At 71.8% G+C, this 20,839-nt stretch carries 17 protein-coding genes and 3 pseudogenes; 10 read left to right on the top strand and 10 right to left on the bottom strand.

The genetic code is table 11. The features are described from left to right. From efeB to SSBG_RS14795, 3 genes are all read left to right on the top strand, one after another. Positions 1-928 (top strand): iron uptake transporter deferrochelatase/peroxidase subunit (gene efeB, locus SSBG_RS14805; protein WP_008746922.1); only part of this gene is annotated, 928 nt, incomplete at its 5' end. Positions 929-1,667: 739 nt separating this feature from the next. Next, a complete protein-coding gene (gene serS, locus SSBG_RS14800) occupies positions 1,668-2,957 on the top strand; it encodes a serine--tRNA ligase (protein WP_008746921.1) in 1,290 nt (429 codons plus the stop codon). Positions 2,958-2,962: 5 nt separating this feature from the next. Next, positions 2,963-3,991, top strand: coding sequence for an HAD family hydrolase (locus tag SSBG_RS14795; RefSeq protein WP_008746920.1), 1,029 nt, complete (start codon positions 2,963-2,965; stop codon positions 3,989-3,991). 2,220 nt (positions 3,992-6,211) lie between these two features. Here the strand turns inward: SSBG_RS14795 and SSBG_RS14785 are convergent. The 4 genes from SSBG_RS14785 to SSBG_RS14770 are packed head-to-tail and all read right to left on the bottom strand — an operon-like array spanning position 6,212 to position 9,821. Next, positions 6,212-6,937, bottom strand: a complete 726-nt coding sequence (locus tag SSBG_RS14785; protein ID WP_008746918.1) for an ABC transporter permease — start codon at positions 6,935-6,937, stop codon at positions 6,212-6,214. 18 nt (positions 6,938-6,955) lie between these two features. Then, positions 6,956-7,867, bottom strand: a complete 912-nt coding sequence (locus SSBG_RS14780; protein WP_008746917.1) for an ABC transporter ATP-binding protein — start codon at positions 7,865-7,867, stop codon at positions 6,956-6,958. Continuing rightward, the gene (locus tag SSBG_RS14775) at positions 7,864-8,751 is read right to left on the bottom strand and encodes an ABC transporter permease (RefSeq protein ID WP_008746916.1); all 888 of its coding nucleotides are present in this window, start codon (positions 8,749-8,751) and stop codon (positions 7,864-7,866) included. The genes SSBG_RS14780 and SSBG_RS14775 overlap by 4 nt, the downstream gene beginning before the upstream one ends. Continuing rightward, a complete protein-coding gene (locus tag SSBG_RS14770; RefSeq protein WP_008746915.1) occupies positions 8,748-9,821 on the bottom strand; it encodes an ABC transporter ATP-binding protein in 1,074 nt (357 codons plus the stop codon). The genes SSBG_RS14775 and SSBG_RS14770 overlap by 4 nt, the downstream gene beginning before the upstream one ends. A 124-nt stretch (positions 9,822-9,945) precedes the next feature. On the opposite strand from SSBG_RS14770, the pseudogene SSBG_RS31225 reads away from it, so the two are divergent. The 5 genes and pseudogenes from SSBG_RS31225 to SSBG_RS14740 all read left to right on the top strand — a co-directional run bounded on the left by SSBG_RS31225 (position 9,946) and on the right by SSBG_RS14740 (position 14,793). Then, positions 9,946-10,793, top strand: a pseudogene (locus SSBG_RS31225) (IS5 family transposase). 417 nt (positions 10,794-11,210) lie between these two features. Further along, positions 11,211-12,080 (top strand): annotated as a pseudogene (locus tag SSBG_RS14755) (alpha/beta fold hydrolase); the annotation flags it as partial. A 259-nt stretch (positions 12,081-12,339) separates the two neighbouring features. Further along, a complete protein-coding gene (locus SSBG_RS14750) occupies positions 12,340-12,984 on the top strand; it encodes an RNA 2'-phosphotransferase (protein ID WP_008746911.1) in 645 nt (214 codons plus the stop codon). Between the two features lie 117 nt (positions 12,985-13,101). Continuing rightward, on the top strand, positions 13,102-13,770 hold the full coding sequence (locus SSBG_RS14745) for a cyclodeaminase/cyclohydrolase family protein (RefSeq protein ID WP_078491311.1): 669 nt from the start codon (positions 13,102-13,104) through the stop codon (positions 13,768-13,770). 351 nt (positions 13,771-14,121) lie between these two features. Then, positions 14,122-14,793 carry a bifunctional 5,10-methylenetetrahydrofolate dehydrogenase/5,10-methenyltetrahydrofolate cyclohydrolase gene (locus SSBG_RS14740; protein ID WP_234010534.1) on the top strand — a complete coding sequence of 224 codons (672 nt, stop codon included), beginning with the start codon at positions 14,122-14,124 and terminating at the stop codon, positions 14,791-14,793. Positions 14,794-15,029: 236 nt separating this feature from the next. On the opposite strand, the gene gltX is transcribed toward SSBG_RS14740, so the two are convergent. Both gltX and SSBG_RS33235 read right to left on the bottom strand, forming a co-directional pair. After that, on the bottom strand, positions 15,030-16,406 hold the full coding sequence (gltX, locus tag SSBG_RS14735; protein ID WP_234010748.1) for a glutamate--tRNA ligase: 1,377 nt from the start codon (positions 16,404-16,406) through the stop codon (positions 15,030-15,032). A gap of 139 nt (positions 16,407-16,545) precedes the next feature. Then, positions 16,546-16,713 (bottom strand): hypothetical protein, encoded by a 168-nt coding sequence (locus SSBG_RS33235; protein ID WP_158677779.1) that lies wholly within the window; start codon positions 16,711-16,713, stop codon positions 16,546-16,548. Between the two features lie 92 nt (positions 16,714-16,805). Here SSBG_RS33235 and SSBG_RS14730 point away from each other — a divergent pair. Further along, a pseudogene (locus tag SSBG_RS14730) lies at positions 16,806-17,060 on the top strand (LLM class flavin-dependent oxidoreductase); the annotation flags it as partial. A gap of 51 nt (positions 17,061-17,111) precedes the next feature. On the opposite strand, the gene SSBG_RS14725 reads toward SSBG_RS14730, so the two are convergent. The 4 genes from SSBG_RS14725 to SSBG_RS14710 are packed head-to-tail and all read right to left on the bottom strand — an operon-like array spanning position 17,112 to position 19,428. Beyond that, positions 17,112-17,516 (bottom strand): hypothetical protein, encoded by a 405-nt coding sequence (locus SSBG_RS14725; RefSeq protein WP_008746906.1) that lies wholly within the window; start codon positions 17,514-17,516, stop codon positions 17,112-17,114. Then, a complete protein-coding gene (locus tag SSBG_RS14720) occupies positions 17,513-17,761 on the bottom strand; it encodes a hypothetical protein (protein WP_008746905.1) in 249 nt (82 codons plus the stop codon). The genes SSBG_RS14725 and SSBG_RS14720 overlap by 4 nt, the downstream gene beginning before the upstream one ends. Positions 17,762-17,816: 55 nt before the next feature. Next, positions 17,817-19,025: a hypothetical protein gene (locus SSBG_RS14715; RefSeq protein ID WP_050776777.1), complete on the bottom strand. Its 1,209-nt coding sequence runs from the start codon at positions 19,023-19,025 to the stop codon at positions 17,817-17,819. Positions 19,026-19,077: 52 nt separating this feature from the next. Further along, complete coding sequence (locus SSBG_RS14710; RefSeq protein ID WP_008746903.1) at positions 19,078-19,428, bottom strand: hypothetical protein; 351 nt, start codon at positions 19,426-19,428, stop codon at positions 19,078-19,080. Between the two features lie 622 nt (positions 19,429-20,050). Here SSBG_RS14710 and SSBG_RS34720 point away from each other — a divergent pair. Next, positions 20,051-20,344, top strand: a complete 294-nt coding sequence (locus SSBG_RS34720) for a hypothetical protein (protein WP_234010533.1) — start codon at positions 20,051-20,053, stop codon at positions 20,342-20,344. Positions 20,345-20,839 lie beyond the last annotated feature (495 nt).

Here is a 20,839-nt window from a genome sequence, read left to right as displayed (position 1 = left end):
AAGACGGCGGCGGCGGACGGGCACGACACGGGAGATCGCGCTCGACGCCGGGCCCGCCTCGCTCACCGTCACCCTCGGCTTCGGGCACAGCTTCTTCGGCCGTACGGGGCTGGAGAAGCAGCGGCCCGAAGCGCTCGCGCCGCTCCCGCAGTTCAGCTCCGACCACCTCGACGCGAACCGCGGCAACGGCGATCTGTGGGTGCAGATCGGCGCCGACGACGCGCTCGTCGCTTTCCACGCACTAAACGCGCTCCAGAAGGACGCGCGCGGGACGGCGCGGGTGCGCTGGCAGATGAACGGCTTCAACCGTTCCCCCGGCGCGACCGCGAGCCCCAGGACGGCCCGCAACCTCATGGGCCAGCTCGACGGGACGGGCAATCCGCAGGAGAGCGACAAGGACTTCGCCCAGCGCGTCTTCGTGGCGCCGGGGGACGGCCCGGCGTGGATGGCGAACGGCTCGTACGTCGTCATGCGCCGCATCCGGATGCTGCTGGACGACTGGGAGGGGCTCGGGCTCGCGGAGCAGGAGCACGTCATCGGCCGCCGGAAATCCACCGGCGCCCCGCTCACCGGCGGCGGGGAGCGGACCGAACCGAAGCTCGACGCGACGGACAAGAGCGGCGATCTCGTCATCCCGCTCAACGCCCACGCCCGTATCACCCGGCCCGACCAGAACGGCGGGGCCGCGATGCTGCGCCGCCCGTTCTCGTACCACGACGGCATCGACGCGGACGGTGTGCCGGACGCGGGGCTGCTCTTCCTGTGCTGGCAGGCGGACCCGCTGCGGGGCTTCGTCCCGGTGCAGCGCAAGCTCGACCGCGGCGACGCGCTCTCCGAGTACATCCGCCACGAGGCGAGCGGGCTCTACGCGGTACCGGGAGGCGCGGCGAAGGGGGAGTACGTGGGGCAGGCACTGCTGGAGGGATGACGGGAATGACGGGGATGACGCCACACCCTCACACGAGCCGCACTGCGGTCGTACAAGATGAAGAAGTTGTCCACAGGGTTATCCACAGGCACGGCTCCGCGGCTGGGGACAAGTCGACAGAAGCGCCCGACATGGTCGATAAATCGCCCTAGCGACCCCTACGGTCACGAAGTCCGTCCACAGTCCTTTCCTGGCCGCTCCGGCCGGTTCGGCGCCATTCCGTGCCGCTTTTCCCTTGATCAACTCTATGAGAACGCGAATTTCCACCCGAAAGGGGTCGTCCACAAGGTTTCGAAAGGGAAATCCACGGAACGAACGGCTGGATTCGGAACTCCGCATTCCGACATCCACAACGCGCATCCGCAGCCTGTGGATAACTTCGCGGAGACACCCACCCCTGTGGACAACTCCGTGCGGCGACCGCCCTCACAGCGCCCCGAGCGGCGATCGCGCGGCCCCCGCACGGTCACCGCACCGCGTCACTCACGGACCCCCGGCCGGGGCGCTCCCGCGCCCTCGCGCGAAGGCTGCGGCCCGCGCCGCCCTCGCGACCTCCGCGACCGTACGCCGGGAAGCGCGGCCCACTCCGAGGAATGCCGGATAACCCCTCCCCACATTCCGGCAAATCACCCATTTCGCCCTTACTACTCAAGCGGGCCGCGTAAAAGATCACGCCCGCGAGCCGATGCGCCCCGAATCCCGGTCGAGCCGGGGACCGGCGCCCCGGTAGCCTGGCTCTGTGATTGACCTTCGCCTGCTTCGTGAGGACCCCGACCGTGTGCGCGCTTCGCAGCGTGCCCGAGGAGAGGACGTCGAGCTCGTCGACTCCCTCCTCGCCGCCGACGAGCGCCGCCGCTCCTCCGGGGTTCGCTTCGACGAGCTGCGCGCCGAGCAGAAGCAGCTCGGCAAGCTCATCCCCAAGGCGCAGGGGGACGAGAAGCAGGAGCTGCTGAAGCGGACGGGCGAGCTGGCCGCCGCCGTCAAGGCCGCCGACGCCGAGCAGAGCGACGCCGCCGCGCAGACGCAGGACCTCCTGCGCCGCCTCGGCAACCTCGTCCACCCCGACGTCCCCGTCGGCGGCGAGGAGGACTTCGCCCTCCTGGAGACGCACGGCACGATCCGCGACTTCGCGGCGGAGGGCTTCGCGCCCAAGGACCACCTGGAGCTCGGCCACCTGCTCGGCGCCATCGACGTCGAGCGCGCCGCGAAGGTCTCCGGCTCGCGCTTCTACTACCTCAGCGGTATCGGGGCGCTCCTCGAACTCGCCCTCGTCAACGCCGCGATCGCGCAGGCCACGGCGGCCGGTTTCACGCCGATGCTCACGCCCGCGCTCGTCCGTCCGCAGGCGATGGAGGGCACCGGCTTCCTCGGCCAGGCCGGGCAGGACGTCTACCACCTCAAGGACGACGACCTCTACCTCGTCGGCACCTCCGAGGTCGCCCTCGCCGGCTACCACATGGACGAGATCATCGAGGCGGACCGGCTGCCGCTGCGGTACGCGGGCTTCTCGCCGTGCTTCCGCCGCGAGGCCGGCTCGCACGGCAAGGACACCCGCGGCATCTTCCGCGTCCACCAGTTCGACAAGGTGGAGATGTTCACGTACGTCGCTCCCGAGGACTCCGAGGCGGAGCACCGGCGGCTCCTGGAGTGGGAGAAGCAGTGGCTGACCTCGCTCGGGCTGCCGTTCCGCGTCATCGACGTCGCGACCGGTGACCTCGGCTCCTCCGCGGCGCGCAAGTTCGACTGCGAGGCGTGGATTCCGACGCAGGGCAAGTACCGCGAGCTCACCTCGACCTCGGACTGCACCGAGTTCCAGGCGCGGCGCCTGTCGATCCGGATGCGCGACGGCAAGAAGACCCGCCCGCTCGCGACCCTCAACGGCACGCTGTGCGCCGTCTCGCGCACGATCGTCGCCCTCCTGGAGAACCACCAGCAGGCCGACGGCTCGGTCCGGGTGCCGGAGGTACTGCGCCCCTACCTGGGCGGGCGCGAGGTCCTGGAGCCGGTCGCGACGGCCGGCACCAAGTGAGCGGGCTGCCCACCGGCAGGGGGACCGGGCCGGCCGGTACGGGGGCCGAGCGTACGGATACGGGGGCCGGGGCGGCCGGGGCGGCTGATGCGGAGGCCGGGCTCGCGGGTACGGCGGCCGGTGCGGAGGCCGGGCTTGCCGGTACGGGGGCCGGGGCGGCCGGTGCCGGGAGGGCGCCCGTACCGGGGCAGGTCTCCGCGCCCGGACGGGCCCGGGAGACCGGCGGTTTCCCCTACCGGCTCGTCGCCACCGACCTCGACGGCACACTGCTGCGCTCCGACGACACCGTCTCGCCGCGTACGCGCGCCGCGCTCCTCGCGGCGGCGGAGGCGGGCGCACCGCACATCGTCGTGACGGGACGCGCGGTGCCCTGGACGAAGAAGGTCCTGGAAGAACTGGACTACCAGGGGCTCGCGGTGTGCGCGCAGGGCGCGCAGGTCTACGACGCCGGGAGCGGGCGGCTGCTCACCTCGGTGACGCTGGAACGCGGGCTCGCCCGGCGCGCGATCGAGCTGATCGAGGACGTCACCGGGCCGCTCGCCCTCGCCGTCAGCCGCGACGGCCTCGACGGCGACGTCCTCACCGGCCCCGGCTACGAGACCCTGAGCGACGCCCTCGCCTCGATCCGGCTGGACGACGCGGACCGCGCCGCCGCGCTGTGGGAACAGCCGATCAACAAGGTCTACATCCAGCACGCCGCCCTCGACTCCACCGCCCTCGCCGCGGTGGCCCAGTCGATCGCGGGCCAGCTCGTGGGCGTCGTGATGGCGGGCGAGGGAGTGGTCGAACTCCTCCCCCTCGGCCTCACCAAGGCCACGGGCCTCTCGATCGCCGCCCGCCGCCTCGGCGTCAAGCCGGCCGAGACGATCGCCTTCGGCGACATGCCCAACGACATCCCGATGTTCCACTGGGCCGCCTACGGCGTCGCGATGGCCGAGGCCCACGAGTCCCTCAAGGCCCTCGCCGACGAAACCACCCTCTCCCACGACGCGGACGGAATCGCGACCGTACTGGAGCGGTTGCTGTCGCACTGAGAAGCGGCGGGGGGATAGCGGGCGGCCGGTGCGGGCTGGGGGCAGCGGGGCCTGGGCAGGGGGCGGGCGCGGAGCCGTGCGCGGCGAGTGGAAGGCCGTGGGTGGCAGGCGCGGGGCGGCCGGCGCGGGGCGCCGGGCGGTGGGCGCGTCCGCTCCCGGGGCCGGGCTGGCGACGGTGGCGGGCGCGACGGCCATCGGACCGGCCGTGCTCCCCCCGCAAACGCCCGTCCGGGGCAAAAGCCCCGCGCGCGGCCCTCCGTTTTGGGGCCCGTTTTCCGGGCCCCCCCGTACGCCGGCGGGGGGGGTGTGGGGGTACGGGTCAACCCCCCAGGGGGTGGGGCGGCCCCGGGGGGACAAGGGGCACCATTAAACCCGCCCCCGGGCGGGTCCGCGGGGAAGCTCGACGGAGCGGAGGTGTGTCGACTCCGGAGCTGCTCGGCCGCGAGGGTCCGCCCTTTCGGGAGCGTGGGGGACGCGGAGGTCCGCGCCACGTTCCTCTCCCCGTGGAGACCGGACTCGGGTGAGGGGTCCGGCACGCACAACTCTGCCCGCCGCCGCCCGCCCGCGCCAGGCCTTTTTCATTACGTTTCGGCCGCCTTCCCTCCTCGATCGGCGAACTTCGGCTACGGCACACCGCACAGGCCGAAGCCCCGTACGGCGGAGAGCGATTTCCCGCCCTCGCTCACCCCTCCCCGCGCCGCTTCCTCCGTCTCCGCGCCCGTCGGGAACGGCTGAAGAACCAGCCTGCGGGCGGCTCGTCCGAACGCCACGGCTGAGGCGACGGCGGACCACCCTCCTCACGCCAGCGCGCGGCGAGCATCCGGGCCCGCGCGGACGGCTCCGTGGTGTCGGCGGCACGTATGAAGTCCATGTCGAACTCCACGTCGTCCCAGTCCCCGTCCCCACCCCCGTCCGTGCCCGCCTCGCGCCCGGGCTCCCCGTCAGCGGGCCGGTCCACGCCACTCCCGGCTCCCCCGGTCTCGCCCCCGGCCCCCGCCGGAGAACCGTCCCCCGTCTCCGCGTCGCCGCGCGATCCCGCGCCAGTGCCCGCACCCGTACGAGGATCGTGGGCCCTCGCCTCCTCACCGGGACGTGCGCCCTGCTCCCCACCGCGCTCCGCCTCACGACGGCGGGCGCCGGGGTCGGGCTCTCCGGGGGGTGGGGTGTCGTGTCCGGTCATGGGTTCCGCTCCTCACGAGTCCGGGAACCGGCGGCTCGCCTCCATCGGCTCGGCCCACTAGATGCACTAAGCACCTTTCGTACCGATCCGTCCCTGCCTCTCCAGTGTCGCGCGCCCGCCATCAGAACGGCGTGAGTCCCCCGACGGCCCCTGGACACGGCGACCACGATCCGCCCACAGCTCCCGGACGCTCTCCGCCTCCGGCCTGCACGAGCCCGGCCCAGCCGCCCGGCCCCCGTAGAGCCCCTCGCGCGCCCCGGGCGCCGCCTGCCCCGCACCCGAGCCCGCAGCCCGAGCCCGAGCCCGAGCCCGCAGCAAGCAATCCGCCCAAGTCCCGAGCGAGCCAGCTGCACGCCCGCCACACACCCGAAGCGAGCCCCCCGAGCCTCGGCATCCAGTCCGCACGAGGACCCCAATAGCCTCCGCCCCCGGGGCCTCCGCAGAACCGCCCCCCGGCGCGTAGACCCGGGTGCCACGGCACCCGGCACCACGTCCCAGGGACGCCCGTGGACAGGCCCTTCCCGCCTTCCCGGGGCACCGCCCGCCTCAAGCCCCCGGCCGCAGAACCGTCCAACGCGCCCCGATGCCACGGCCCACGCTCCACGCGGCTTCCGCACGGCTCCGCGAGCCAGGTGCACGCCCCGCCCGCACCGAGACAAGACCCCCGCACCTCGACCCGCAGTCCGCACGAGGCCCGCAGCAGTCTCCGCCCCGGGGCCTCCGCAGAACCGCTCCAGGCCCAAAGACCCGGGTGCCCTGGTACCCGGTCCCACGTCCCACGCGACGCCCGTGCACGGACCCTTCCCGCCTCCCCTGGGCACCGCCCGCCTCAAGCCCCCGGCCGCAGAGCCCCGCCCGACCTCGTCCCCTGCCGACCCGCCCCCCTTCACCAGCACTACCGGCGCCGCCCCACCCCCAGACCAGAACGGACCCGCACCGCTCAGCGCCGGCGGGGCCCAGCACCACCCCGCCGGGCCCCGCACGACCCCCGCGCCGCCCCGCCCAGAACCATCCGGCGACGCGCTGGCGCCTCGCCCCCGCTACTCCTCCCCCGCCGCCAGTTTGAGGCTGCGGAGCTTCTGGCCCGCGTACCAGGTGGCGAGTCCCGTCACCGCGACGAGGAGCTCGATGCCCACCGGCAGGCTCACGTCGGAGTTGACCAGGTCCGGGCGGCCCACGACCTTCTCGGCGACCGCGAGCGCCCACTGCTGGACGCTGAGCGTTCGGGCCCCGGCGACGAAGGAGCCGAACAGGGCTTCCCAGACCAGCGCGTAGACGAGCCCCGCGATGACCGCGTGCCGCGTGATCGTGCCGAGGAGGAGGAAGATCGCCGCGTAGGCGATGGAGGCGACAAGGGCGGCGATGGTGTAGGCGACGGCGAGTTGCTGTCCGTTGCCGTTGAGGATGAAACCCGCGATGAGCGTCGGGACGGCGGCGAAACCCATCGTCACCGCGATCGCGACGATCAGCTTCGTGAAGATGATCGTCGGGCGCTTCACCGGCTTGGCGAGCAGGTAGAGCACGGAGCCGTCGTCGATCTCGGGGCCGATCGCACCCGTCCCGGCGATGACCCCGATGATCGGGACCATCGTGGCGAGCGCGAAGCCTCCGAGGACGTCTCCCGCCGTCCTGTCGTCGGCGCCCGCGAGGACACGGGTGCCGACGGCGAGGACGAGGAGGAGAACGGGCAGGGCGAAAAGGATGAGCGCGCGGCGTCGGCCGAGCAGTGCCCGGTAGGTGAGCCGGGCGACAGTGGGGTGGTACATCGGACTCCTTCCGGCCCGCTAGGCCGCGACGAGGTAGGAGAAGACGGATTCCAGCGACTCGTCGGACGGCGAGACGGTGAGCAGACGGATGCCGCCCGCGCGGGCGACCTGCGGCAGCAACGTGGTGAAGCGGGCGAAGTCCACGGCCTGGACCAGCAGCGCGTCCTCCTTGAGATCGACCTCGATCCCGGCGGTCGACGGATCGGCGATGAGCGCCGCGGCGAGCGCGCGGTCGTCGCTGGAGCGGACGAGATAGCGGTGCGGCCGGTCGGTCATGAGGCGGCGGATACGGCGGAAGTCGCCGCTCGCCGCGTGCCGCCCGGCGACGATCACCTCGATGTGCGAGGCGAGTTGCTCGACCTCCTCCAGGATGTGCGAGGAGAAGAGCACGGTCCTGCCCTCGTCGCCGATGCGCCGGAGGAGGTCCATGAGCTGCATCCGCTGTCGCGGGTCCATGCCGTTGAAGGGCTCGTCCAGCAGCAGCACGGACGGCTCGTGGACGAGTGCCGAGGCCATCTTGACGCGCTGGCGCATCCCCTTGCTGTACGTGGAGATCTTGCGGTCCTGCGCGTACTCCATCTCGACCGTGGCGAGCGCCCGTGCGGCCGCCTTGTCGTCCAGTCCGTGCAACTCGGCGTTGGCGACGACGAATTCGCGGCCCGTGAGGAAGTCGTACATGCCTTCGCGCTCGGGCACGAGGCCGATCGCGCGGTAGCTCTGCTCGTTGCGCCAGATCGGGGCGCCGTCGAGGGTCACGGTGCCGCTGGACGGGGCGAGAAAGCCCGCCATCATGTTGATGAGTGTGGACTTCCCCGCGCCATTGGGCCCGAGCAGCCCGGTGACGCCGGGGCCGATCGTCATCGAGACGTCGTTGACGGCGACCACGTTGCCGAACCAGCGGGAGGCGTGGTCGAGGTGGAGGGTGGTCACAGCACGGCCTTTCGGTAGCGGCGCAGCAGGAGCGAGTAGCAGCCGGCGACGAGGCCGAGCACCAGGAGCAGGAAGACGAGCCCCTGCGCCACCGAGGGGTCCTCGGCGCCGGGCCAGGCCGGGGAGGCACCGAGGAAGGCGGACTGCACCCCGTCGATGAGCGTGATCGGCGAGAACAGCCCGAGCCAGGAGACGGCGCTGCCGCTGCTCTGCGTGTAGGCGATGCCCTGGAGGGTGCTCACCGCGCCGTAGCTGATGGTGAACACGGCGATGACGGCCGCGACCCCGAAGCCCCGGCGGGGGGTGACGGCGGAGACGACGAGCCCGATTCCGGCGAAGAGGAGCGAGAGCAGCGCCACGGAGACCAGTCCCTGCGCGAAGCCCTTGGTCTGCTCCGCGATGTCGAATTTGGCGAGGAGCGCCCCGATGTACATCACGAGCAGCGGGGTGCCGGTGAGGATGAAGAGCGCCGTCGCCGTCGCGGCGAACTTCGCCCGTACGTAGTCGGCCGTCTCCAGGGGGCGGGAGAAGTAGAGCGGCATCGTCTTGAACCGCAGGTCGTGCGAGACGGCCTGCGGGGCCTGGGCGGCGAGGAAGAGGCCGATGACCGCCTGCATGACGATCGCGAAGCGCGTGTAGTCGAGCGGGAGGTCCTTGAGCTTCGCCGCGATGGTGACGGCCGCCATGATGCCGGCGACGAGGACCATGACGCCGAAGAGCAGGGCGGGCAGCACCTTGGACTTCGTGGCGCGGCCGAGGCCGAAGCTCCCGCGCAGGGACTGCACGTAGAGCGCGCGGCGGATCGCGGTGCGGCCCTGACGGGGGCCGTCGTAGTGGCGGTAGCCGATGTCGTGGATCGTCGAGGACCCGGCGGGGCTTGTCATCGCTTCCGCACCTCCTGCGGGGACGGGCCGGCGGCTGGACCGGCGGGTGCGGCGGTGGACGGGGGAGCGCCGGCGGGCTGGGGCAGGGCCGGGCCGCCGTGCCCCTGCGGCGCCTCGGTGGCGGTCGCGGTCGTCGCGGTCGAGCGGAAGACCTCGGCGATGTGGTGGCGGCGCTGTTCCATGCGGACGAGCCCCAGGCCGAGGTCGGCGACGGTGTCGCGGACGAGGTCGTACGTCTGCTCGCCCGCGGCCTCCAGGAGCAGGATGTGGCCCGCGCCCGGCAGGGCCGCCTCGGCGGGCCCCGTGTCGAGCGCGACCCCGGCGGCGGTCAGCGCCTCGCGCAGGGCCTTGGTGCCGTCCGGGTGCGTGTCGGAGTCAGTGACCTCGACGGCCAGTGTCGTGGTCGTCTGCGTGAAGTCGCTCGTGGAGCTGGAGCGCAGCAGGGCGCCGCCGTCGATCACGACGACGTGGTCGCACGTGCGCTCCAGCTCGCCCAGGAGGTGCGAGGTGACGAGGACGGAGATACCGAAATCGGCGTGCACACGGCGGATGAGGCCGAGCATGTCGTCCCTGCCGACGGGATCGAGCCCGTTCGTCGGCTCGTCGAGGAAGACGAGGTCCGGGTCGTGCACGAGGGCCTGTGCGAGCTTGACGCGCTGCTTCATGCCCGTCGAATAGCCGCCCATGGGGCGGTAGCGCTCCTCGTAGAGGCCCACGTGCCGGAGGGTGTCGGCCGTGCGCTCGCGCGCGGCGGTGGCCGGGAGCCCCGCCATGCGCGCCATGTGGACGACGAACTCGGTCGCCGAGACATCCGGGGGCAGGCAGTCGTGCTCCGGCATGTAGCCGACACGGCGGCGGACGTCGGCGCCTTGGCGTGCGACGTCGAGTCCGAGCACGGCGGCCCGACCCTCGGTGGCCGGGGAGAGGCCGAGGAGGATCTTGATCAGGGTGGATTTGCCGGCCCCGTTGGAGCCGACGAGCCCGGTCACCCCGGGCCCGATCTCCACGGTGAGCCGGTCGAGTGCGGTCACCTTGGGGTACCGCTTGCTCAGGCTTTCGGTCGCGATCACAGTCACGAGAATGACGCTAGTGGCCCGGACCGCGGCGGTCGTCAGCCTGTGGATTGGTCTTCGGCTCCCTCTCGGGTACTACGGGTACCCCTAGCTAGGGGGTGTCTTCAAATGATCGCCACTGATGGATCATGGTGCCGTGATACGTCGTCATGAACTGTCCGATGCCGAGTGGGAGTTTGTCCGGCCGTTGCTGCCCGAGTCGTCGCGGGGACGGAAGCGGCTGGACGATCGCAGGGTGCTGAACGGGATCGTGTGGAAGTTCCGGACCGGGACGGCCTGGCGGGACGTGCCCGAGCGTTACGGGCCATGGGCCACGCTCCACACGCGTTTTCGCAGGTGGGCGATGGACGGCACGTTCGAGCGGATGCTGCGAGCCGCCCAGGCGAAAGCGGATGCGGCAGGCGACATCGAGTGGCTGGTGTCGGTGGACTCCACGGTCGTCCGCGCTCACCAGCACGCGGCCGGAGCCCGAAAAGGGGGCTCCGCGACCCGGCCCTCGGCCGGTCCCGAGGCGGGCTGACCAGCAAGATCCACCTGGCCTGCGACGGGCGGGGCCGCCCGCTCTCCTTCGTCGTCACGGGTGGCGACACCAACGACTGCACCCGGTTCACCACGGTCATGGAGGCGATCCGGGTGCCCCGCCTCGGACCGGGACGGCCTCGGGCCCGGCCCGATCATGTCCTGGGCGACAAGGGCTACAGCTCGAAGGCGATCCGCGCCTGGCTCCGCCGCCGCGGGATCCCGCACACGATTCCCGAGCGAGCCGACCAGATAGCCAACCGGGCCCGGCGAGGCAGCCGAGGAGGCCGCCCGCCGGCCTTCGACCGCGAGGCATACAAGCACCGCAACGTCGTGGAACGGTGCTTCAACCGCCTGAAGCAATGGCGGGGCATCGCCACTCGGTACGACAAGACCGCGCAATCCTACGAAGCGGCGGTTGCCCTCGCCTCACTCCTGATGTGGGCGTGACATTTGACGACAGGCGCTAGGGGCCCCGGAGGGACGCGCCCGGAGGGGACCGCTCCGGCCTGCGGTTTCGCCCTTGCCGTCCCGGCGCGGGAAGGTTTCCGCAGCTCCCTCGGGGTTTCCTGCGGTAACACCGGGTCTTGACGCGGACGGCACGGGGTTGGGACGGTCGTCACCGGAGCCGGACCCGTACGCGGTCCGCCGGACGGACCAGGGGGCACGGTGCCGGAGCGACGAGCGGAAGACGGTACGAGCACGGGGCACGACGACGACCCGGAGCCGCTGGAAGCGGCCGACACCCCGGACGGTACGGGCACGGCTGACGCCCCGGACCGTGCAGAAGCGGCCGACGCTCCGGACCGTACGACGCCGTCCGCCGCCCCGGACGGCCCGGCCCCCGCCGATGTCCGCGAGAGCTGGGTGGAGACCGGTGGCGTACGGCTGCGGGTGCTCGAACGCGGGGACGCGGCACGGCCCACCGTCCTGCTCGTGCACGGCTACCCGGACTCGCAGGAGGTGTGGGGGGAGGTCGCGGGCTTCCTCGCGGACCGCTTCCACGTCGTGACGTACGACGTGCGCGGCCACGGCGGTTCGAGCGCGCCGCTACCGCTGCGCGGCGGTTTCACGCTGCCGAAGCTGACCGACGACTTCCTCGCCGTCGCGCACGCGGTGAGCCCCACGCGGCCCGTGCACCTGGTCGGCCACGACTGGGGCTCCGTGCAGGGCTGGGAGTTCGCCACCGTGGGCCGTACGCAGGGCAGGATCGCCTCGTTCACGTCGATCTCCGGGCCTTCGCTCGACCACCTCGGCCACTGGTACGCCGCGCGCGGCCGGCACCCGAGCCCGGAGGGGCTGCTCCAGCTCGTGGACCAGGGGATCAAGTCCTGGTACATCGGCGCCCTCCACCTGCCCCGCCTGCCGGAACTCGCCTGGCGGGGACCGCTCGGACGGCTCTGGCCGCGGCTGCTGCGCCGCGCGGAGAAGCTCACGTCGGCCACGTACCCGACCGCCTCGCTCCCCTCCGACGCCGCCAACGGCGCCTGGCTCTACCGCGACAACATCCTTCCCCGGCTGCGCAGGCCCCGTCCGGACGCCTTCGCCCACGTGCCCGTGCAGCTCGTCGTCCCGACGCGCGACGCCTTCCTCTCGCCCTATCTCTACGACGAAGTGGGCCACTGGACGCCGCGCGGGCTGCGGCGCCGCGCCGTCCCGGCCAAGCACTGGGTGCCGCGCTCACGACCCAGGCTGCTCGCCAATTGGATCACCGAGTTCGTCGCGCGGCAGGAAGAGTTGGGCGGGAAGGAGGGCTGAGGGGCGAGCCAGTCCCCGGCCAAGGCCCCTCCCTGGAAGACGTGTTGATAGCTCATCACACAACTTGCCACTGCGGGCGTATACTTGGACAAGTGACGCAAAATACCCGCCAGTTATCCACAGTTCAGCCAATAACCCTGTGGATAAGTCGAGTTGCTTGTGGATCAAACCTGTTCAGCCATACGAGTGAGGCGAAAACGCGGTGCGGTCTTACTGATCCGATGGTCTGCTGATACGCATGAACGAAAGCCGCGTCCCGAACAAAACGCCGAGGGCGGCCGCAGAGGGGCCAGGGAACACGCCCGCGACCGAGGACGCCCTCGCCGCGCCCCTCGACCGTCGCCTCGTCGCACTCTCCCGCTTCCTCTCCCGCCACCTGCGCCACGCACCGGACCGCATCGGCATCACGCTCGACCACGCGGGCTGGACCGGCATCGGCCCGCTCCTGGAGGCAGCGGCGCGTCACGGGCTGCCCGCCACGCGTGCCGATCTCGCGCGGGTCGTCGCGGGCAACGACAAGCGCCGCTTCGCCGTCGAAGGCGACCGCATCCGCGCCCAGCAGGGCCACTCGGTCCCCGTCGACCTCGGCCTCGTGCCGCTCGTGCCGCCCCCGTACCTCTTCCACGGCACCGCACCGGCCGCGCTCGCCGCGATCCGCGCAGAGGGACTGCGGCCCATGCGGCGGCACCACGTGCACCTCTCCGCCGATCGCGAGACGGCGCGGCGCGTGGGCGCGCGACGCGGCCGACCCGTCGTCCTCACCGTGCGCGCCGGTCAGTGGCACGAGGACGGGGCCACCTTCCTGCGCTCGGGCAACGGTGTCTGGCTCACCGCGCACGTACCGCCCCGCTACCTCGGCCTTCCGGAGCCCGGGACTGGCTGAGCGCCACCGCCCCGCCGCTCCCACCGCTCCCACCGCTCCCACCGCTCCCACCGCTCCCACCGCCGAAACGGTCCTGAAAGCCTCCGAAGTCCCCGTCGCGCGCGGGAGAATCGCCCCATGAGCGAGTCACCAGGCACCCACGCCCCCGCACCCGCGTTGCGCACCGCGCCGCTCGACACCTACCTCGGCCGGCTCGCCGCGCGCGAACCGGCCCCCGGCGGCGGCGCGGCGGCAGCCGTGCACGCGGCACAGGGCGCGGCGCTCGTCGCCATGGTGGCGCGCTACTCGACGGGCCCGAAGTACGCCACGCACGCGGAGCGCATCGCCGAGATCACGACCGAGACCGATGACCTGCGCGAACGTGCGCTGACGCTCGCCGACGAGGACGCCGCGGCCTTCACCGCCGTCACCGACGCCTACCGGCTCCCGAAGGGCACGCCCGAGGAGAAGTCCGCCCGCTCCGGCGCCATCGCGGCGGCCCTGCTCGGCGCGGCGCCCCCCCCGGCCGCGCTCCTGTCCCTCGCGGAGCGGATCGTCAGCCTCGCCGAGGAGTTACTGCCGCTCGGCAATCCCAACGTCGTCACGGACGTCGCGGCCGCCGCCGAGGCCGCACGGGCCGCCGCGAGCACCGCGCGCGTCAATGTCGAGATCAACCTCGGCGGCATCAAGGACACGGACGCCCGCGAGCGCCTCACCACGACGCTCGGCCGCACCGATCCCCTCCTCGCCCGCGCGGAGGCGGTCACAGCGGAGGTCAGACGACGGCTGGAGCCGGAAAACGGCTGAGGTCCCCGGGCGGGCGCCCGGCATCCCGTACGCCCCCGACGCGCCACGCCCGCACCACCGCCGCACGCACCCGCCCCGCGCCGCGCACCCCTTTCCCCCCTCCCGACCGAGGAGCCCCATGAACACCTCCCTGAACACGGCCGGTACCGAGAGCGGTGAGAACGCCCGCCCGCTGCCGGGCAAGGCGCTCGCCGCCTCGCTCCGCGCGGAGACGCGCGCCGCCGTCGAGGTCGCACGCCGGGCCGGGGGCGCGCCCAAGCTCGCCGTCGTGACGGCGACCGACGACGAGTCGAGTGCCTGGTACGTACGCTCCCTCTCTCCGCCGCCGAGAAGTCGGGGCTGCTCCACGAGGTGCTGCACCTCGGTCCGAAGGCGAGCACGGAGGAGGTACGGGACGCGCTGCGCGGGCTCGGCGAGGACGCCTCCGTGCACGGCGTGATCCTCCAGACCCCGCTGCCGGCAGGCGTCGACGCGCGGCCACTCGCCGAGGCTGTGCCGACGGAGAAGGACGTGGACGGCGCTAATCCGTTGTCACTCGGCCGCCTCACCGCCGGGCTGCCGGCCTTCGCCCCCGCGACCGCGGAGGCCGTGATCGCCCTGCTCGATCACCACGACATCCCCCTGCTCGGGGCGCGGGCGGTCATCGTGAGCCGGTCCACGGTCGTCGGCAAACCCCTCGCGCAACTGCTCCTCGCGCGCGACGCGACCGTGACGGTGTGCCACTCGCGAACGCGTGACCTGGCGGAGGCCACCCGCGAGGCGGACATCCTGATCGCCGCCGCCGGTCAGCCGGGACTCCTCACGGCGGAACACGTCCGCCCCGGCGCGATCGTCATCGACGTCGGCACCAACCCGACCCCTGACGGCGGCCTCACGGGCGACGTCGACCCAAGTGCGGCACGCGTGGCCGGAGGGCTCAGCCCCGTCCCCGGCGGTGTCGGCCCGGTGACGACGGCCCTCCTGCTGGCACACGTGGTGCGGGCGGCACAGGGTGCGGGTGTCGGGGAGGGCTTGCGAGGCTGAGGGAGGCGCGGCGGGCGGTCGGCGGAGCGGTCTTCGGGGAGCGGGTCGCGGCCCTCACCGGCCAGCCGGCCCCGGACCTCGGCAGGCTCGCGGCGCAGGTACGGGAACGAGCGGACGCGCCGGAGGGCGAGGCGAAGGTCGCGTACGAGGCCCTGGCCCGCTTCGACCGCCCGTACTTCGCCGCCGCGTGGACCGACCTCCTCGCGAAGACCGGCTGAGCGGCGAGGCGCGTACGGCTACGCCTGCGCGGCGGCCAGCTTTCCGGCCGCCGCGTCCAGGCGGGCGAGCACGCGCTCGCGGCCGAGCAGCTCCATGGACTCGAAGAGCGGGAGTCCGATGGTCCGCCCGGTCACCGCGACGCGGATCGGGGCCTGGGCCTTGCCGAGCTTGAGCCCGTGCTTCTCGCCCACGGCGAGCACGACGGCCTTCAGCTCGTCCGCCTTCCAGTCCGCGAGCGCGGCCAGCTCGGCGCGCGCGCCGGTCAGGATGTCAGCGGCCCCCGGCTTCATCGCCTTGTTCCACGACGCTTCGTCCTCGACGGGCTCGTCGAGGAACAGGAAGTCCACGTTGTTGGTGATCTCGGAGAGCACGGCCACCCGCGTCTGCGCCAGCGGAGCGGCGGCCTCGAAAACGTCCTTCTCGAACGCCTCCGGGGGCCACGGCGCGTACGGGGCGACGAGCCACGGGGCGCAGGCGGCGGCGAACTGCTCCGGCGACAGCGCGCGGATGTAGTCCCCGTTGAACGCGGTCAGCTTCTTCACGTCGAAGAACGCGGGCGCGGTGTTGACGTCCTCGATCCGGAAGAGCCGCTCCAGCTCCTCGTACGGCATGATCTCCCGGTCCCCGCCGGGGCCCCAGCCGAGCAGCATGAGGTAGTTGACCATCGCCTCGGGCAGGAAGCCCTCGGCGAGGTAGTCCTCCAGCGCGACCTTGTCGCGGCGCTTGGAGAGCTTCTGCCGCTTCTCGTTCACGATCACCGGCAGGTGCGCCCACGTCGGCGGCCGCGCCCCCAGCGCCTCCCACAGCAACTGCTGCTTCGGCGTGTTCGACAGGTGCTCCTCACCCCGGATGACCACGGTGATGCCCTCGTCGAGGTCGTCCACCACGTTGGCGATCAGGAAGACGGGGGACCCGTCCCCGCGTGCGATCACGAAGTCCTCGATGGCGCTGTTGGGGAACGCCGGCTCCCCGCGCACGAGGTCGACCACGACGGTCTCCCCCTCGTCGGGCGTCCGGAATCGCAGCGCCCGCCCCTCCTCGTACCGCAAGCCACGGTCCCGGCAGAACCCGTCGTACCCGAGGTGCTCGGAGCCCGTCCGCTCCTTCAACTGCTCCCGCGTGCAGTCGCAGTAGTACGCGCGCCCCTCGGCGAACAGCCGCAGCCCCGCCTCCCGGTGCCGCTCCGCGTTCTGCGACTGGAAGTACGGCCCCTCGAAAGCCGGGTCCTCCCCGTGAATCCCGATCGCCGCGAGCGCGCTCACGATCCCGTCGATCCACTCCGGCTTGTTCCGCGCCGCGTCCGTGTCCTCGATCCGCAGAACGAACGTCCCCCCGGACTGTCGCGCCACGGCCCAGTTGTAGAGCGCGGACCGCGCCCCACCCACGTGAAACATCCCCGTGGGGGAAGGGGCGAAACGGACACGGAGCGGGGTAGTGGACATGGGAGCCAGGGTACCGAGCCGGGGGTGTGGGCGTGGACCGTCGCGGGATTTGCGGAGGGCGGGCTTCGGTGGTGTGGGTGCGCCGGGGCCTTCAGGAGAGGAAGGTGAGGACGGAGACCACGGCGGTGAGGAAGCGGCCCCGGACCCGGTGCTTGCGCGAGCAGTACCGCCGGGTGAACCAGCGGCCGGTCTGCTTGACGGGCGCCCCGCAGTAGCAGGTCTGCGGCTCCCGTATCCGCTCGATCTCGATCCATCCCATGACCGCACTGTAGCCAGCCGCTGTACGGGGGTCGCCCCCGCGCGCGAGCCGTGGAGCTGGCACGATCCGGCTCCCGGCGTAGGCTCGGCCGCATGAGCATGCGCCTGAGCACCGTGATCCTCCCTGTCGACCGCTGGCACGAGGGAGGCCGCGCGAAGTGGCAGCGCGCGGAAGAGCTCGGCTTCCACACGGCGTACACCTACGACCACCTCTCCTGGCGCACCTTCCGCGACGGCCCCTGGTTCGGCGCCCTGCCCACCCTCACCGCCGCCGCCACAGCCACAGCCACAGAACACCTGCGCTTGGGCACCCTCGTCACGTCAGTCAAGCCTCGCTCGCCTACCACGGCCTGACCTGGGAAGCCGTACACCGGGCGGCGTGGTCCCGACCGAAGAGGATCAGAGCGCGATGAGTCGGACGCGGCTACCGCACAGCTTGGCCATGTCGTCGACGTCCGACGTGAGCATGGCCACCGGGCCCGGCCGGCGAAGCGCCAGCTCGGCGACGGTGGCATCGATCGCGTACTTGTGGCCGTGCAGTCCGGCCTCTTTCAGCAGCCCGGCGGCGGCTCTGGCCGCCTGCTCGGTCACCGCTTCCACCTTGACCTGGGAGAACACCCAGTTCAGCCGGGCGGTGTTCACCCGGGCGTGCATGACTTCCACGATGGTGTTGGAACAGACCACCAGATCGGCAGCCATCGAATGGAAGGACCGGATCATCGCGAGCACACCCCGGTCCTGCGAGATCCAGGCGGACAGCCCTTGGGAGTCCAGTACGACGGACTCGATGCGCTGAAGGTTCACATGGCGCTCGCCGACTCCTCGTGCCCGCCCGCGCCGAAGATCCTGGCCTGGGCCGCGGCCAGTTCCTCGTCGGTGAACGCGCCGTGCTCCTCCTCGTAACGGCGCAGCTCCTCACCGAGCAACTGGTGCCTGATCTGGCGGGCGACGGCCTCCGCGACATAGCCGGAGACGTTGTCCGTGAGCCTCTTCAGCTCCGCCACCTGCTCGGTGGGCAGAGTGACCGTGATGCGGGTCGTGTCAGCCATGGAGTCAGCATACTGCGGTATGCGCGCTATCTGTCAGGCTTCTCCACCTACGAGCTCAGCGCTGGCCCCCACCGAGCAGCTCACTCAGACGGTCGCCGATCACGGACACTCCAGGACGCGGGTTGCTCTCGTAGTACCAGGGCTTGCGCCGGCGCAGCAGCGCGTCGCCGTGTTCGCTCCAGACGAATCCGGGCTTCCTCAGCAGCTTCCGGAACACGGCGTCCGCTGTCTCCGGATGAGCGGTGGCCAGCCGGCGGATCGGCAGTGGCGTGATCGACTCCTCGCGCAGGTACGTGCGCAGCAGGTCCTGGTGCCGACTGCGCCCTGCGAGGGCGGGGTCCGCGAAGAGGTCCCGCAGCATCCCGTAGTCGGCGTAGAAGTTGAGCCCGTCGACCTGGTCGTAGATGACGCCGACGGTGTCCGAGTCCGCCAGTTCTGACGGCAGCTCGAAGAAGGGCAGGTCCCGGCCGGCAAGCCGCCTGCGCGGGGCACGGCTGGGCTGCGCGGCCACGGCTGCCTCCTGGCGGTGGCGATAGTAGGCGTTGAGGAGGTCCTCGGCCTCGGAAGGAGGAAGAACCAGTTCGTCGCAGCCGCAGAACTCGACGAACGCGGCCCGGTCCTCCCGCATCTGCTTCCACCCCTGCTCGAACTTCTCCAGGTTGCGGAAAACCAGTTCAGGGTGGTGCGTAGCCAGTTGCAGAGCTGCCTGGGCGATCTCGGCGGCGCTGGACTTGGGGTAGCTCGTCATCGCCCCGGACAGCAACCACGCCCCGCCGGCCGAGTGGACGGGCACCAGGCAGGTATGGAGGAATCCACCCTTGGACACGCCGCGGAACGCCGCCCGCCCGACGTTCGAGTACGTGCGGTACTCCAGGTCGTCGACAAGGTTCAGCAGGATGACGGCATCGCCGTCCTTGCGCCGGATCTCGAAGACGCCCTCGACCGGGTCACGCCAGCCGAGCAGCATCTCCCGGTCGGCCGCGGTCAAGTCCTTCCGGCTGGCGACGAACCGGTCCACCACGGTCGAACCGTCCGGCAACCGGTACCGCAGGATGAAGTGGTCGGTGATCCGGATCGCCTCACCCTCGTCCAACTGCCGTTCAAGCCCAGCGGCCTCTAGTAGGAGAGGTGTCAACCACCGGTCGAAGCGGGCACTCTGCGCGAAGGTGACCAGCCGCCCCTTCAATTCGGCGCTGCGCTCGATGAGATCAGCCAATGACAGTTCATGGGCACCCTGACGTGCGCCCGGTACGGCCTCAGCCACGTTCAGCCCTTTCGTACGAGCCAGTTCCGCGTGAAGTGAGAGGTGTCCGGCCTCAACCGGCCCAGTGGCGGTACGCCTCGATCCTTCCCCGAGCTCTCGGCTCCGCTTGAGCAGGGGAGACCCCATTCGCCCCCTCGGGCGCCTGGCTGGGCAACGGCAAATCCAGGATCCCGATCGACTGCCGGACGCGACTGCGAGAGCACAGGGCGACGATCATGCCGTCGAGCGTGAGGTCGACGCCGCACACCGTCACCTCGATGCCGAGAACCGTGGTGGTGAAGGGCAGATCGAGGTACTCCCCAAGCCTGGTGAACAGACCGGTCCGCTGCTCGTCCTCGCCGTAGGCGTCCACCGTCGCCTCGTCGATCATGGCCTCAAACTCGGCCCTGCCCAGCGTGCCCATGACGCCACGGTAGCGGCCCGCATCGCGACGTCGAAGCGGCTTCCCGAATCTGCTCCGTCGGCATACCCGTGGCAGCGAGAGGCCCGCGTATCGTCGGGGCCATGCGTCTGAGCACGGTGATCCTCCCCATCCACCGATGGGCCGAAGGGCAGAAGATCTGGCGGCGGGCCAAAGACCTCGGATTCCATGCCGCGTACACGTACGACCATCTGTCGTGGAGGTCGTTCCGGGACGGGCCGTGGTTCGGGGCAGTCCCCACGCTGACGGAGGTAGCGACAGTAACTCAGAGTATGCGATTGGGTACTCTGGTGACGTCAACGAACTTCCGGCTTCCGGTCACGCTCGGGGTCGGCGCCGGGGTGACGGGTTCAACGCCAAGGCTGCGAAGGTGCTTACGGACGAGCCGAGTTCATACTGCTGCTTGACCACTGCTCACCGAAGCGCCGTGACGCAGGAGGGCGGCTCCTGCTCCACCGTGAGGCGCGGAACCATGCGCGCAGCGGCCCCGGTTACCGGTCGCCGTCGCCGCGACAGGGCCGCGCGGGTCAGGCTCGCCGCGCGGTACGGGCGGGCTGGGTGACCACGCACGCCCCAAGCTGTACGTGACGGCACGCCCATCGAGTTGGACGCGGCGCTGCGCGCCGATCGCGAAGTGGGCCCGGCGTACGAGACCGCTGGGCATGACATGAGCGAGTTGGACGAGATCTCTCACCGCCGTCCACGCGACCGCTCCACGATGCTCACCTCGCTCGACGCCTTTGTGGACTCCGCACACCGCCAGCATCGTCAGCGCGAGGCCGGATGCACCGAGCCCGCGCGGCGCCGGCGGATCGCAGACTCCGGCTTCGCCGCCGGGCAGCCGGTCTTCGAAAGCATCGCGCGGCACGGGCTGGCTCAGCCCTCTGACGGAGGGTGAAGGGACGGTGGGTTCGGTCTTGCGGGGATAGAGCCAGCCCGGGGCTTGGAGGGACGGGGCGGTGGCGAGTGGGACACGTGATCGCCCCGGCCCGTGCTCGCCCGCCCCTCACCCGCACGACTCATCCTCGGCCCGTGCTGTCTGACCCGCCTCCCCGGGCCCGATCCGCCTCCGCCCCAGATCGTCCCGCCCCGGACCCGGCGAGAGCGGAGTGCCCGGGCTCCCGGTGGCGAGCATCAACCAAGACGGCGCTGCCTCTGCGGGTCACACGCGCTCCCTCCACCAGCCGCGTCACTTCCGCCTCAGCGCCACAGCCACCACCGCCGCCGTCACCGCCAACGTCACCCTCGCCCTCGCCCACGCGACCACCCTCCCCTCGCGACCGCCTCGGCGTGCGCTCGCCTTGCCTCCTCCTTTTCGGCCGATTCTCCGTGGCTGGAGGCTGCGCCGGTGCGGCGCCCGTCTGCGGTGTCCGGGAGCCGGCGGGGGAGAGGG

Origin of the sequence: Streptomyces sp. SPB074, assembly GCF_000154905.1 — a bacterium.
Taxonomy (GTDB): Bacteria; Actinomycetota; Actinomycetes; order Streptomycetales; family Streptomycetaceae; genus Streptomyces.
This window is presented reverse-complemented; position numbering and strand designations above follow the sequence as displayed.

What these genes read in the sequence shown, in the direction of transcription:
- SSBG_RS14745 (WP_078491311.1), top strand. Translation starts at nt 13,102, where the DNA reads ATGAGCGAGTCACCAGGCACCCACGCCCCCGCACCCGCGTTGCGCACC.
- SSBG_RS14710 (WP_008746903.1), bottom strand. Translation starts at nt 19,428, where the DNA reads ATGGGCACGCTGGGCAGGGCCGAGTTTGAGGCCATGATCGACGAGGCG.
- SSBG_RS14785 (WP_008746918.1), bottom strand. Translation starts at nt 6,937, where the DNA reads ATGTACCACCCCACTGTCGCCCGGCTCACCTACCGGGCACTGCTCGGC.
- gltX (WP_234010748.1), bottom strand. Translation starts at nt 16,406, where the DNA reads ATGTTTCACGTGGGTGGGGCGCGGTCCGCGCTCTACAACTGGGCCGTG.
- SSBG_RS14775 (WP_008746916.1), bottom strand. Translation starts at nt 8,751, where the DNA reads ATGACAAGCCCCGCCGGGTCCTCGACGATCCACGACATCGGCTACCGC.
- SSBG_RS14750 (WP_008746911.1), top strand. Translation starts at nt 12,340, where the DNA reads ATGAACGAAAGCCGCGTCCCGAACAAAACGCCGAGGGCGGCCGCAGAG.
- SSBG_RS14720 (WP_008746905.1), bottom strand. Translation starts at nt 17,761, where the DNA reads ATGGCTGACACGACCCGCATCACGGTCACTCTGCCCACCGAGCAGGTG.
- SSBG_RS33235 (WP_158677779.1), bottom strand. Translation starts at nt 16,713, where the DNA reads ATGGGATGGATCGAGATCGAGCGGATACGGGAGCCGCAGACCTGCTAC.